This is a genomic window from uncultured Flavobacterium sp. (assembly GCF_951805225.1).
Classification (GTDB): domain Bacteria; phylum Bacteroidota; class Bacteroidia; order Flavobacteriales; family Flavobacteriaceae; genus Flavobacterium.
Map to the genome: position 1 here is coordinate 3,437,952 of NZ_OX638201.1, position 14,429 is coordinate 3,452,380.

Sequence of the window (14,429 nt, forward strand, 5' to 3'; positions counted from 1 at the left end):
AACATTAAACATAATTTAGAAATTTACTTTTGGAATATAACGATACGTACCAAACCATTGCTTTTGAATCTGAAGAAGTTCTTTTTAAAGAAAAAGGAAGCAAGTTCTTTGGCTATGCTTTTCCTATAGAAAGCGAGGATGAAGTAAAACCTATTATCGAAAATCTTAAAAAGCAACATCCGCACGCAGTACATTTTTGTTATGCTTATCAATTAGGCTCAGCTCCAAAAATTTCTTATCGTGCCAATGATGATGGTGAACCAAGCAATACAGCTGGCGCTCCTATTTATGGACAAATACAATCTTTTGGGCTAACTAACGTTCTTGTAGTTGTGGTTCGGATTTTTGGAGGCGTTAAATTAGGTGTTGGCGGTTTGATTGCTGCGTATAAAACAACTGCACAATTGACTCTTGAAATTTGTGAAATTGTCGAAAAAACAATTGATGTTCAGTTTTTAATCTCTTTTGATTATAAAAACATGAACAAAGTAATGCGAGTTATTAAAGAGAAAAAACTGGAAATCACGTTTCAGGAAATGGAAATCGATGAAGATTCCGGACTTCCAATTGGTAAAATATCGACAAAAACGCGCAAAAAAAATGCCGAATCTATATTCGACATTTTTGATTTAATGTTTGAAATCGACATTAAAATTATCTAAATTAACATTAAAACATACCTCGTTTTAACAATTACACAAGTGTTTTAAACAATTCTAAAATGTAATCTGGAGGTGCTGTTGGACGACCTGTTTTTAACGAAATAAATACTAAAATAAACACTGCAGTTGTTAATAACTCATTCGCCTCATTATAGATTGCGCAGTCGAATTCAATCTTAACAGATGATTGACTTTTGAAAGTAGTATGAATCGTTAAGAGCTCATCATAACGCGCCGATTTTTTATAATTTATTTGCATAGAAACAATTGGTAATCCAATTCCGCTTTCTTCCATACTTTTATACGAAATCCCTTTATTTCTAAGCCATTCCACTCGTCCAATCTCAAAATATGGGATATAATTTCCGTGATAAACGACTCCCATTTGGTCAGTTTCTGAGTAACGAACACGTACTTGCGTTTGATGATTTTTCATTATTTATCGATTAAAAAAATTAACTAAAAAAAGTTTACTTACAACTTTTTTTTATAAAATTAGAGGGCAAAATATTTTTTTTTACAGAAATTTGTTCACATATTTGTTATCCCGAAATACGGAATAAAATTGCTCCTTTTTTATTAGGAGAATCTTTATCAATAATAAAAAAATTTATTTGAATCTATGACTAAAACTGCTCAATCGGTATGGGAAAACTGTTTGTCTTTTATAAAGGACAATATTCAAGATCAAGCATACAAAACTTGGTTCGAACCAATCAAATCAGTTGAGCTAACCGACAACGCATTATATATTCAAGTACCAAGTAAATTTTTCTACGAATGGCTAGAAGAACATTACGTAAAATTATTGAAAGTTGCGCTTACCAAAGAACTGGGAAAAAACGCAAAGTTACTCTATAAAATTAAAATGGAGAACACTTATGGTAATAAACAACCGTTTACCGAACAGTTGCCAAGTGCCAACAGAGTGCCAATGAAACCGCAAGAGGTTGATGCTCCGTTTAAAAACTTAAATCCTGAACTTAAAAATCCGTTTGTAATTCCTGGAATTAGAAATCTAAAAATTGAATCGCAGTTAAATGCAAATTATAGTTTTGACAATTTCTTAGAAGGAGATTCAAACCGTTTGGCTCGCTCTGCAGGTATGGCTGTAGCTAATAAACCTGGAGGAACATCATTTAATCCGTTATTGATTTTTGGTGGAGTTGGTTTAGGAAAAACGCACTTAGCACATGCTATAGGTGTTGAAGTAAAAGATAAATATCCTGAAAAAACGGTTTTATATATTTCTGCCGAAATTTTCACACAACAATATATTGATTCGGTAAAAAAGAATAATCGTAATGATTTTATTCACTTTTACCAATTGATCGACGTTTTGATTATTGATGACGTTCAGTTTTTATCTGGAAAATCAGGAACTCAGGACGTATTTTTCCATATTTTCAATTATTTACATCAAAACGGAAAACAGGTAATTTTGACTTCGGACAAAGCTCCTGTTGACATGCAAGATATAGAACAACGTTTATTATCTCGTTTTAAATGGGGATTATCTGCTGAATTACATCAGCCGGATTATGAAACCAGAATTTCGATCTTAAAAAACATTTTATATCGTGATGGTGTTGAAATGCCGGAAGACATTATTGAATATGTTGCCCGTAACATTAAATCAAATGTTAGAGAACTTGAAGGCGCAATTATTTCATTAATCGCACAATCTTCTTTCAATAAAAAAGAAGTTACGATTGAATTAGCTAAAAGCGTTGTAGAGAAATTTGTTAAAAACGTTAAGAGAGAAATCTCTATCGATTATATTCAAAAAATTGTGTCTGATTATTTTCAGTTGGATATTGAAACACTTCAATCTAAAACCAGAAAGAGACATGTTGTTCAAGCGAGACAATTGGCAATGTTTTTTGCAAAGAAATTTACCAAAGCTTCTTTGGCAAACATTGGTTCACAAATTGGAGATCGTGATCACGCAACCGTATTACACGCTTGTAAAACTGTTGACAATCTAGTTTCTACAGACAAACAATTCAAGAAATTTGTCGAAGACATCAACAAAAAATTAACGCTATAAACGCGAATCATGCCAGTAAAAGTTTTAATGGTTTGTTTGGGCAATATTTGCAGATCGCCTTTAGCCGAAGGAATTTTAGCTTCAAAATTACCAAACAACATTTTTGTAGTTGATTCTGCAGGAACCGGATCCTGGCACGTAGGTCATTCACCAGACAAACGTTCTATTGCTGTTGCCACAAAAAACGGCATAAACATTCAAAATCAAAAAGGAAGACAATTTCAAACTTCAGATTTTGAAAATTTTGACTATATATATGTTATGGATAATTCTAATTATCGTGACGTAATTCATCTTGCAAAAACAGAAGAACACAAAAACAAAGTTCATCTTATTCTAAACGAATTGTTTCCAGATGAAAATGTAGATGTACCCGATCCATACTTTGGTGTTGCTAATGGTTTTGACAATGTATATCAAATGCTTGATGAAGTAACGGACATAATCGCAAAAAAACTCATCCAAAAACACTCATAATTAATTCTTTTCATTTTTTCTTTTAAGAGAATTATGAAAAGAAATTTCTATTTTTATAAAATTCGTTTTACAAACTATAAAAAAACGCCACATGAAACTTCTAGGAAAATTATATTTAATTCCAACTACAATGGGCGAAAGTGATCCAATGGACGTTTTACCGCAAACAGTAAAAAGAAGCATTGATTTTATAGATCATTACATTGTTGAAAACGAAAAAACTGCCAGAAAATCCATAAAAGCTGTTTCTCCTGAGAAAAAACAATCAGAACTTATACTTTTTACACTCAATAAACGTACAGAATCAAGTGAACATTTAGATTTCATAAAACCTTTATTAGAAGGAAAAAATGTTGGACTAATGAGCGAAGCCGGTTGTCCCGGTGTTGCTGATCCTGGTGCTGTTATCGTGAAATTGGCACATGAAAAAGGTATTCAGGTTGTTCCTTTAGTTGGACCTTCTTCTATATTATTAGCAATGATGGCTTCAGGAATGAATGGTCAAAGTTTTACCTTCAACGGATATTTACCTATTGATAAAGACGAGAAAAAATCAGCATTGAAACATTTTGAGAAATTATCTCAGGATAAAAATCAATCTCAAATTTTTATCGAAACTCCATATAGAAACAATAAATTGGTTGAAGATATTTTGCAAATCGTAAATCCTTCGACTCATCTTTGTATTGCAACTGACATTACACTTCCAACAGAATTTATTAAGACAATGCGTGTTTCTGACTGGAAAAAGTTGAAAGTTGATTTACATAATCGACCAACGATTTTCATTATTCATAAAATGTAAAAACTTAAGTCCGATCATTATTATGAAAAACTTTTTGATGCTAATTTTAATTTTTGCTGTTCAAAAAACATTTTCTCAAAAGGAAAACATAAAAATTTGCAAAACTCCAAAATCACAAACTGAAGCTATTAATAAGGATGGAAATGAAATTTATAATCCTCTAGATACAGAAATAAAACCAGAATTTCCCGGAGGACAGCAAGCACTTGATAAATTCATTGAAGAAAATTATAAAAAACCAAAAGATAAAACACTTAAAGGAAACGTATATCTGACTTTTATAATAGAAAAAGATGGTTCATTAAGCGATATTAAAGTATTAAGAGATATTGGTTCTGGAACTGGCGCTGAAGCTATTCGTATTTTAAAGACTTCTCCAAATTGGATTCCTGGAAAACAAAACAACAATGTGGTTAGAACTTTATATTCATTACCAATTTCTATAAATAATTTCTTAAAGTAATTATTCAAAAAAATAAAATTTGCCTTATATTGTACTCAAAAGTTTTCCCTAATCAAACTTAAGATGAGTAAATTACCGCACATAACCACTAGTATTTTTACGGTAATGTCTAAAATGGCAACCGAATATAATGCAATTAACCTTTCGCAAGGATTTCCAAATTTCCCCGTTGACGAAAGACTTACAGATATTATTGCAAGATTATCCAAAGAAAATGTTCACCAATATACGCCAATGGCTGGTTTTCCGCCTTTGATGAATCAAATTGCAAAATTAGTTCAAAGCTCTTATAATAGAACTATTAATCCAGAAACTGAAATTCTGGTTACTGCGGGTGCAACTCAGGGAATTTTTACTACGATTCTAGCTTTAGTTAAAACTGATGATGAAGTAATTATTCTGGATCCGAGTTACGATTCTTATGAATCTCCTGTTTTATTATGCAATGCAAAACCTGTTCGTGTTGCATTAAATGATGATTACACTCCTAATTGGGAAACCATCGAAAAAGCCTGTTCATCAAAAACCAAGATGATTATCATCAATAATCCGCATAATCCAACTGGAAAAATTTTAACCGAAGACGATTTTCTTCAACTGGATAAATTACTTTCAAAATATCCTGATATTTTGGTTTTATCTGATGAAGTTTATGAATACATCACTTTCGAAGAAAAACATATTTCGGCACACACTAAAAATTTTCTGTTAGATCGTTGTATTATGGTTTCTTCTTTTGGAAAATCATTTCATATTACCGGCTGGAAAATTGGCTATACCGTCGCACCAGAACATTTGATGAAAGAAATTAAAAAAGTACATCAGTTTTTGGTTTTTAGCGTAAATAGTATTTCTCAAGCTGCAATAAGTCAATATTTAGATATTGTTGATGTAAATTTACTTGGCAAATTCTATCAGGAAAAACGAGATTATTTCCAAAAATTGCTTCAAAATAGCCGATTTGAATTAAAACCATGCGAAGGAACTTATTTCCAGGTTGCTTCTTATGCTAATATTTCAGATGACGACGATGTGACTTTTTGCAAAAAACTAATTACGGATCATGGCGTTGCGGCAATTCCTATTTCTACCTTCTATTCTGACCATAAAGATCAAAAGTTAATACGTTTTTGCTTCGCTAAAGATAATTTCACTTTAGAATCTGCAGCAAAAAAATTAGGTAATATATAAAGTTTATTAAAATTTTATAACATTATTATGCGTGCATCCTATTTATTTATTTAATATTGTAATCAAAAGAAAAAAAATATGAGCTATACAGATAAAATGTTAAGAGATGACGCTTTAAAAGGTAAGGTCATTGTTGTTACAGGTGGAGGAAGTGGTTTAGGAAAAGCTATGACCAAATACTTCTTAGAATTAGGAGCTCAGGTAGCGATTACTTCTAGAGATTTAGAAAAGCTTAAAAATACTGCCACGGAACTTGAAACTGAAACCGGAGGAAAATGTTTACCGCTTCAATGTGATGTTCGTCATTATGAAGAAGTAGAAAACATGCTTCAGGAAGTTTTAAAAACTTTCGGAAAAGTAGATGTTCTTTTAAACAATGCTGCAGGAAATTTTATTTCTCCTACAGAACGTTTATCTGCAAATGCATTTGATACTGTTATAGATATTGTATTAAAAGGTTCTAAAAACTGTACACTGGCTTTTGGAAAACACTGGATTGACACTAAACAAACATCGGCGACGATTTTAAATATTGTTACAACTTATGCATGGACAGGATCTGCTTATGTAGTGCCAAGTGCTACTGCAAAAGCCGGAGTTCTTGCAATGACACGCAGTTTGGCGGTAGAATGGGCAAAATACGGAATTCGTTCTAATGCAATTGCTCCGGGACCATTCCCTACAAAAGGTGCATGGGACAGATTATTGCCCGGAGATCTTGCCGAAAAATTTGATATGGCAAAAAAAGTGCCTTTGAAACGTGTTGGTGATCATCAGGAATTGGCAAATTTAGCTGCTTATTTAGTTTCTGATTTTTCAGCTTATGTAAATGGTGATGTTATCACAATCGACGGTGGCGAATGGTTAAAAGGTGCCGGACAATTTAATTTACTTGAAGCTATTCCAGAAGAACTTTGGGATCAGCTTGAAATGATGATAAAAGCAAAAAAGAATAAATAATTTTACGTGCTTACTAAATTCAGAATATTTTATTATTAAAACTATACTGATTGCACTAAATCCCGAAGGTTTTACTTTCGGGATTTTTTTTATGTTTTTCGCCATATAAGTAATATAAGTTCAATGAACTAATAAATTGTTTAAATATATGTTTGCTTAAATTTACTTATATCACTTATATGGTTTAATTCGTTAATATTTTTATTCAATTCAGTTAAATTATTATTTTTGCCAAACAAATATCAAACAAAAAATATATGCTCATTATTGGACTTGCAGGAGGAACAGGAAGTGGAAAAACGACAGTCGTACACCAAATCATGAACGAATTACCAGATACTGAAGTAGGTGTAATTTCTCAGGATTCGTATTATAAGCAAACTGATAATTTATCATTTGACGAAAGAGCATTAATCAATTTCGATCACCCGCGTGCCATTGATTTTGAATTATTGGTTAAACATCTAAAAGCATTAAAAGCCGGAGAAACAATCGATCAGCCCGTATATTCTTTCATACAACACAACAGAACTGACGATACTGTATCGACACATCCTAGAAAAGTTATGATTGTTGAAGGGATTTTAATTTTGACTAATCCGGAGTTACGTGATCTTTGCGATATTAAAATTTATGTTCACGCAGATTCTGACGAAAGATTAATTCGTCGTTTAAAAAGAGATATTTCAGAACGCGGACGTGATATCGACGAGGTTTTAACCCGTTATCAAAACACTTTAAAACCTATGCACGAGCAATTTATCGAGCCGTCTAAAGCTTTTGCCGATATTATAATTCCAAACGACAAATACAATACCGTAGCAATTGATGTAGTTCGTGCCGTAATTAATCAACGAATTTCATAATTTTTATCGTAAATTTATTGCATTAAAATAAGGAGCTATTTCCCGCTATCCGTTTCAATCTTTTGTGCCGAACCCCGGCACAAAAGTATTTTCACTTCTATCGGGGCTAGAACACCAATCGAATTTATAAGAAGTAATCTGTTAAAGAGAAAATGAAACTAAAAAATCCATATAAAGACAAGCGCTGGTTCAAATTAATGAGCAACAAATACGTTTGGGTTTTACTCTTTTTCGTGGTCTGGATGTTATTTTTAGACAATTACTCTTATTTTGATCATCGTTTTCTGGACGGACAGATTAACGAATTACAAGACAATAAAAAATATTATCAGGACGAAATAAAAAAAGATCAGGAACAGATCAAGCAACTTAAAAATCCTGAACAAATAGAAAAATATGCTCGCGAAAAGTACTTTATGAAAAAAGACAGCGAAGATATTTACATCATCCAATTTGAAGGAGACACCATTCAAGATACTAAAGAATAATCAGAAAAAAGCACCCAATGGCTACTACCCTGTTCGACGATTTTAATCCGATTTCATCCAAACAATGGAAACAAAAAATTCAGTTTGAATTAGATGGCGCTGATTATAACGAAACCGTAATCTGGAACTCTCCAGAAGATATTCAGGTAAAACCTTTTTATCATATTGACGAATTTTCAAAATCAGCACCAGTAAAAACCAATGCTTCAAATTTCAAAATTTGTCAAAACATCTTTGTATACGATATCGAAAAATCGATTCAAAGAGCTATAAACACTATTGAAAGAGGTGCAGAAAGTTTACGTTTTACTATAGAAAACGAAAAAATCGATATTCAAAAATTATTAGAAACTCTTCCTTTAGAAAACAGAACCGTTTACTTTAATTTGAATTTTATTTCAATCGATTTCGTAAAATTATTAGACACCATTTCAATTCAGAAAAAAGCTGTTTTTTATTGTAATATTGATCCAATTGGTCATTTTGCAAGAGAAGGAAATTGGTTTACTACATCTGATAAAAATAATTTTGAAACGATTGAAAACATTTCAAAAGCAACCACAAATCTTTCGCTATTAAGCGTAGATTTAGGATTATATCAAAATTCAGGTGCCAATATTACGCAACAAATTGCGTACAGTTTGGCACATGCAAATGAATGTTTGAATCGTTTAACTACTATTTCAAAACCAATTGTTTTTCAAATTTCGGTTGGAACTAATTATTTCTTTGAAATTGCAAAACTTCGTGCTTTACGAATGCTTTTCAAATTAATAGCTTCAGAATATAATCCTGATATAGAATGTCATTTTTTGGTAACGCCAACCAAACGAAATAAAACAATTTACGATTACAACGTAAACATGCTTCGTACAACAACCGAATGCATGTCGGCAATTTTAGGCGGTGCAGACGCCGTTGCTAACTTACCTTATGATTCTTTGTACCATAAAGACAATGAATTTGGCGATCGAATTGCCCGAAATCAATTATTGGTTTTAAAACACGAAAGCTATTTTGATAAAGTAAATAATCCGGCTGACGGAAGTTATTATATCGAAACTTTGACTGCACAATTAGCCGAGAAAAGTTTGACTTTATTTAAAGATATTGAAGCCAGCGGCGGATTTTTGAAACTTCTGAACGATGGAACTATCAAAAAGAAGATTCAGGAAAGTGCGACTAAAGAACAAGACCTTTTTGATTCTAAAAAAGAGGTTCTGTTAGGAACAAATAAATATCCTAACAAAGACGACAAAATGAAACACGATTTAGAATTGTTTCCTTTTGTAAAAATAAAACCACGAAAAACATTAATTACACCAATAATAGAAAAAAGATTAGCCGAAAAACTGGAACAGGAACGTTTAGAATTAGAATAATCCTTTTTTAAAGTAATTAATAAACCTACTCAAAAGAGTATTTCAATGATAAGAAAAAACCTTAAACATATTAAGTTAGAAGTTAAAAGTGATAAGTCAGACGAACTTAAACATAGTTCTGAACCTACAACTCAAAACTTTTTTACAGCAGAAGGAATCGAACTAAAAGAAACTTATTCTGAAAAAGATATTGAGGATTTGGAGTTTCTCGAGTTTGGAGCAGGATTTGCACCAAACTTGCGCGGACCTTATGCTACAATGTACGTAAGACGTCCGTGGACAATTCGCCAATATGCAGGATTTTCAACCGCAGAAGAAAGTAATGCTTTCTACAGACGAAATTTAGCTGCGGGACAAAAAGGACTTTCAATTGCTTTTGATTTACCAACACATCGCGGTTATGACTCTGATCATGAAAGAGTTGTTGGTGATGTTGGAAAAGCTGGTGTTGCAATAGATTCTGTTGAAGACATGAAAGTATTGTTCGATCAGATTCCATTAGACGAAATGTCTGTTTCGATGACTATGAATGGTGCGGTTTTACCTATCATGGCATTTTATATTGTTGCAGCTGAAGAACAAGGTGTTGCAATTGGAAAACTTTCCGGAACAATCCAAAATGATATCCTGAAAGAGTTTATGGTTCGTAATACTTATATTTATCCTCCAACTCCTTCGATGAAAATCATTGCAGATATTTTTGAATTTACAAGCAAGAAAATGCCGAAATTCAATTCTATCTCGATTTCCGGATATCATATGCAGGAAGCCGGAGCAACTGCCGATATTGAATTGGCTTATACTTTGGCAGATGGTTTAGAATATATCAGAACCGGACTTTCTACAGGAATGACTATTGACGAGTTTGCTCCTCGCCTTTCTTTCTTTTGGGCAATTGGAATGAATCATTTTATGGAAATCGCTAAGATGCGCGCCGGACGAATGATTTGGGCAAAATTAGTACAGCAATTTAATCCTAAAAGTGATAAATCTTTAGCTTTAAGAACACATTGTCAAACTAGTGGCTGGAGTTTAACAGAACAAGATCCTTTTAACAATGTAGCCAGAACTTGTATTGAAGCAACTGCCGCAGCATTTGGAGGAACTCAATCTTTACATACTAATGCACTTGACGAAGCTATTGCTTTGCCAACAGACTTTTCGGCAAGAATTGCTCGTAATACTCAAATCTTTTTACAAGAAGAAACTAAAATCACCAAAACGGTTGATCCTTGGGGAGGAAGTTATTATGTGGAAAGTTTGACTAATGAAATTCTAAAAAGCACCTGGAAATTAATCGAAGAGGTTGAAGAGTTAGGCGGAATGACTAAAGCTATAGAAGCAGGAATTCCTAAATTAAGAATTGAAGAAGCGGCTGCAAGAAAACAAGCCCGAATTGATAGCGGTCAGGATATTATTGTTGGTGTAAATCAATTTAGATTAGAAAAAGAAGATCCTTTGCATATTTTGGATGTTGACAACCAAATGGTTCGTAAGCAACAAGTAGAAAGGCTTCAAGAAATCAAAGCAACGAGAGATACTGAAAAAGTAAATCAATCACTGGAAAAATTAATACTTTGTGCAAAAACCGGACAAGGAAACTTATTGGAAATTGCTATTGAAGCTGCTCGAAACAGAGCGACTTTAGGAGAAATTAGCGATGCTCTGGAAAGTATTTTTGGCAGATTCAAAGCGCAAATTAAATCCTTTAGCGGTGTGTATAGTGCAGCAATAAAAAATGACGAAAATTTTGAAAAGGCAAAACAATTAGCGGATGCCTTTGCAAAACAAGAAGGTAGACGTCCGAGAATCATGATTGCCAAAATGGGACAAGACGGACATGATCGTGGCGCCAAAGTAGTTGCCACAGGATATGCAGATGTAGGTTTTGATGTTGATATTGGTCCGCTTTTTCAAACTCCGGCAGAGGCTGCTAAACAAGCTGTAGAAAATGACGTACATATATTAGGTGTTTCATCTTTGGCCGCAGGACATAAAACATTAGTACCACAAGTTATCGAAGAACTTAAAAAACACGGACGCGAAGATATTATGGTAATTGTTGGCGGTGTAATTCCGGCACAAGATTATCAATTTCTATTTGATGCTGGTGCTGTAGCTGTTTTTGGTCCCGGAACTAAAATTAGTGAAGCGGCAATTAAAATTCTGGAAATTTTAATTGACTAATAAACATAAAAAAATCCCGAATTTATCGGGATTTTTTTTGCTTTTGTTTGATGTTTAATCGTGTATTGTAGCATTACTATCTGCTTCAATATAAGAAAGATCATAACCGCCAAAGGCTTTCAGATAACTTTTCAAAGAAGTTCCGTAAGCATCTCTAAAATGCCTGTTTCCTTTGTTTTTGAAAAAGTTTTTAACTGAACCTGCGCCTCCAAGATGAGCTGCAGCTAAAATTCCGGATTCGGTAATTGCAATACCATTTACAATTTTTCCTTCATACCTTTCAATTTCATTACGCAGAATCCATTTGTTTTTGGACAACAACGCAATAAATGCTTTTTCTTGTAAGGCCGGATCTTTTAAAAAGGCTTTCTTATTTTGAACACCAATCGATCTTAATGCTTGGGTTCCAAATTGATATTTTCCCATGTAACCAAGTGAATTTACCAATCGGTATTTTCCTTGTGATTCTTTAAAGGCAACGGCTTCTTTAAAACCTATAAGACGTTTTCCTGTAAATGGGACATTTAACTTGTGTAAAGTAGGATAATCATCCTCTTCGAGCGATGGAAATAAGTATTCAGATCCATCTGTTTTTTCTATTAAAAACCAAGGTTTGGTTTCTAGATTAAAGGGTTTAAAACCCAAACTTAAAAATGTAATAATAACGATCAAACTCGCATAAAAATACCATTTCTTTATCATAAATTGTTTTTCTTCAAAACGCTGTCACCCTCTTGAAATTTCTACGGTGCAAAGATAATAAATACAAAACAATACTGATAATCAATCATTTAAACAATTCAACAATTGCAAATATACTGTCTAATCCCTTTATTGATGCAGTTTTCGAGCGTTCGGGCAAGACTAATATTTTGCTTCAAAATCGTCAAAAAAGAAATTCTAAAAATGTCATTTTTATCATTTTTTTATCAATTTTGTTAAAATAGAAAGATAAAACCTACACTTTTTTAATGTTAATTATGAATACCAAATATTATTTTTATGTAAACTTTTAACAATTTACACGAAAAACAAAATTTACGTTTTTCAAATTTTAGGCTTTTACGAATAAGTCAAAAAGAGAATTTAGCTTCTCTTCATTCTTGATTATATTTTCTAAAAACAATCTCAAAAACGAGAAATCCACAAATCCATAATTCATTTTTAACATTCACTTCCATTCTATATTCTCGCGTCGAGATCAATGATTAAAACTCATAAAAAAAACCGAAGCTTTAAACTTCGGTTTTTTTTTATTTTTAGGATAAGAAAACTATCTTGTTACGCCTTGACTAGCTATCCAATCTGAATATTTCTTTGCATTAACATTATGTTCTGCTAACGTAGAAGCGAATTCATGATATCCAAAACGCTCAACACTAGCACAGAAATAAATATAATCGTTCTTTTCAGGATTTAAAACTGCTTCAAGAGCTGTAATATCCGGCATTGCAATTGGTCCAGGAGGAAGTCCAACATTCACGTAAGTGTTATATGGAGATTTCATAATTAAATCATTATAAAAAACTCTTTTTATAACCTGATCAAAATTGTTATCTCTAAGTTTTAAAGCATAAATAACGGTTGGATCTGCTTGTAATGGCATTTCTAAACGCAAACGATTCAAATAAACTCCTGCAATTCTAGGTCTTTCATCTTTCTTTACAGATTCTTTATGAACTATAGAAGCTAAAATTGTAGCCTGAACAGGCGTTAATCCTTGTTTTTTGGCTTTTTCGATTCTTTCTGCAGTCCAGAAATTATGGTATTCCTTGATCATTTTATCACGGAATTTCTCTGCAGAAGTATTCCAATAAATCTCATATGTATTTGGAATGAACATCGCAAAAACATTGTCTTCATTGAAACCATTTGTAGCCAGGAAAGTTGAATCTTTAAAAGCTTTCATTAATGATAAACTATCTGCTTCGATCTCTGAACCAACTCTTCCGGCAAAATTCTCTAAACGTTCCTGATTATTAAACGCTAATTTTACAGGAACATTTGAACGCATTGCACGAACCAAATCGATATTATTCATGTCTTTTTTAAGCAAGAAACGACCTGATTTTACATTTTCAGGATAGCTTCTTTTATTAGCAACCATTTCAAAATTTTCAAAATTCTTGATATAAGGTTCTAATATTTTTTTGACATCATTATAATTAGCTCCTGTTGGAACGTATACATACAATTCTTTTTCTTCGAATTTAGTATTAGCGCTGAAAATTTGACTAATTAAAACAAATCCGTAAATCATTAAGGCTGAAATTACGGCTACAGCAGTTATTGTGATTATTTTTTTTAGGCTCAAAGTGTAAATTTTAAATTTGTTTGTTAATTAATTGAAACATTGCTTCGTCTTGATAGTGGTTATTTAGCAAAATCCAATCTTTTTTAATTCCTATTTTCTCAAAGCCAAATTTAGTAAAAAGAGCTATACTTGCTACATTTCCTACAGCAATATTTGCATACAATTGATGTAAATTTAAATTATGAAAAGAATACTTGATTAAAAGTTCTAATGCCTCAGAACCTACATTTTGTCTTTTATTCTCTTCTTTTTGGATAACAATTCCAATTCCTGCCTTGTTATTTTTAGGATCAAACTCAAATAAATCAATCAATCCGATAGCTGGAAAATCTACATCCTGACAAATTGCCAAACGCAGTTGTTTAGCTTCATAAATATCCTGTTGTGCATTTTCCAGATATTGTCTAACTAAAAAACGGCTATAAGGTGTTTGTGTGTTACTAACTTCCCAAATACTTTCGTCGTTTTCCATTGCATAAACAAACTCTAAATCATTAGGTTCTAAAGCACGCAGGTAAATATTTTCTCCTTTGAGTGTAATCATTTTAGAATTTTAATTTGTCTTCGACTCCGCTCAGACTGAC

General features: G+C 32.5%; 15 protein-coding genes. 11 read left to right on the top strand and 4 right to left on the bottom strand.

The annotated features are described in order from the left end of the window. Positions 1–29 precede the first annotated feature (29 nt). The gene (locus WN975_RS13915) at positions 30–662 is read left to right on the top strand and encodes a YigZ family protein (protein ID WP_337967067.1); all 633 of its coding nucleotides are present in this window, start codon (positions 30–32) and stop codon (positions 660–662) included. A gap of 31 nt (positions 663–693) precedes the next feature. On the opposite strand, the gene WN975_RS13920 is transcribed toward WN975_RS13915, so the two are convergent. Next, on the bottom strand, positions 694–1,098 hold the full coding sequence (locus WN975_RS13920) for a thioesterase family protein (protein ID WP_042565137.1): 405 nt from the start codon (positions 1,096–1,098) through the stop codon (positions 694–696). A gap of 186 nt (positions 1,099–1,284) precedes the next feature. On the opposite strand from WN975_RS13920, the gene dnaA reads away from it, so the two are divergent. From dnaA to scpA, 10 genes are all read left to right on the top strand, one after another. Beyond that, entirely contained in the window at positions 1,285–2,712 is a 1,428-nt protein-coding gene (gene dnaA, locus WN975_RS13925; RefSeq protein WP_041517015.1) for a chromosomal replication initiator protein DnaA, read from the top strand. Between the two features lie 9 nt (positions 2,713–2,721). Further along, positions 2,722–3,189 (top strand): low molecular weight protein-tyrosine-phosphatase, encoded by a 468-nt coding sequence (locus WN975_RS13930; RefSeq protein ID WP_337967068.1) that lies wholly within the window; start codon positions 2,722–2,724, stop codon positions 3,187–3,189. Positions 3,190–3,280: 91 nt separating this feature from the next. Continuing rightward, a complete protein-coding gene (locus WN975_RS13935) occupies positions 3,281–3,994 on the top strand; it encodes an SAM-dependent methyltransferase (protein WP_337967069.1) in 714 nt (237 codons plus the stop codon). Positions 3,995–4,031: 37 nt separating this feature from the next. Next, positions 4,032–4,457, top strand: coding sequence for an energy transducer TonB (locus WN975_RS13940; protein WP_337967070.1), 426 nt, complete (start codon positions 4,032–4,034; stop codon positions 4,455–4,457). A 63-nt stretch (positions 4,458–4,520) separates the two neighbouring features. Continuing rightward, positions 4,521–5,648, top strand: a complete 1,128-nt coding sequence (locus tag WN975_RS13945; protein ID WP_337967071.1) for a methionine aminotransferase — start codon at positions 4,521–4,523, stop codon at positions 5,646–5,648. Positions 5,649–5,726: 78 nt separating this feature from the next. Further along, the gene (locus WN975_RS13950; RefSeq protein ID WP_055095442.1) at positions 5,727–6,608 is read left to right on the top strand and encodes an SDR family oxidoreductase; all 882 of its coding nucleotides are present in this window, start codon (positions 5,727–5,729) and stop codon (positions 6,606–6,608) included. 257 nt (positions 6,609–6,865) lie between these two features. Further along, complete coding sequence (udk, locus tag WN975_RS13955) at positions 6,866–7,474, top strand: uridine kinase (RefSeq protein ID WP_337967072.1); 609 nt, start codon at positions 6,866–6,868, stop codon at positions 7,472–7,474. A gap of 152 nt (positions 7,475–7,626) precedes the next feature. Next, complete coding sequence (locus WN975_RS13960) at positions 7,627–7,962, top strand: septum formation initiator family protein (protein ID WP_055095440.1); 336 nt, start codon at positions 7,627–7,629, stop codon at positions 7,960–7,962. A 17-nt stretch (positions 7,963–7,979) separates the two neighbouring features. Further along, positions 7,980–9,344 carry a methylmalonyl-CoA mutase subunit beta gene (locus WN975_RS13965; protein ID WP_337967073.1) on the top strand — a complete coding sequence of 455 codons (1,365 nt, stop codon included), beginning with the start codon at positions 7,980–7,982 and terminating at the stop codon, positions 9,342–9,344. A 45-nt stretch (positions 9,345–9,389) separates the two neighbouring features. Then, positions 9,390–11,531 (top strand): methylmalonyl-CoA mutase, encoded by a 2,142-nt coding sequence (gene scpA / locus WN975_RS13970; RefSeq protein ID WP_337967074.1) that lies wholly within the window; start codon positions 9,390–9,392, stop codon positions 11,529–11,531. A gap of 54 nt (positions 11,532–11,585) precedes the next feature. On the opposite strand, the gene WN975_RS13975 is transcribed toward scpA, so the two are convergent. The 3 genes from WN975_RS13975 to WN975_RS13985 all read right to left on the bottom strand — a co-directional run bounded on the left by WN975_RS13975 (position 11,586) and on the right by WN975_RS13985 (position 14,389). Then, positions 11,586–12,233: a peptidoglycan-binding protein LysM gene (locus WN975_RS13975; protein ID WP_337967075.1), complete on the bottom strand. Its 648-nt coding sequence runs from the start codon at positions 12,231–12,233 to the stop codon at positions 11,586–11,588. 571 nt (positions 12,234–12,804) lie between these two features. Continuing rightward, complete coding sequence (gene mltG, locus WN975_RS13980) at positions 12,805–13,845, bottom strand: endolytic transglycosylase MltG (RefSeq protein WP_337967076.1); 1,041 nt, start codon at positions 13,843–13,845, stop codon at positions 12,805–12,807. A gap of 10 nt (positions 13,846–13,855) precedes the next feature. Next, on the bottom strand, positions 13,856–14,389 hold the full coding sequence (locus tag WN975_RS13985; RefSeq protein ID WP_099709223.1) for a GNAT family protein: 534 nt from the start codon (positions 14,387–14,389) through the stop codon (positions 13,856–13,858). Between the last annotated feature and the right edge of the window lie 40 nt (positions 14,390–14,429).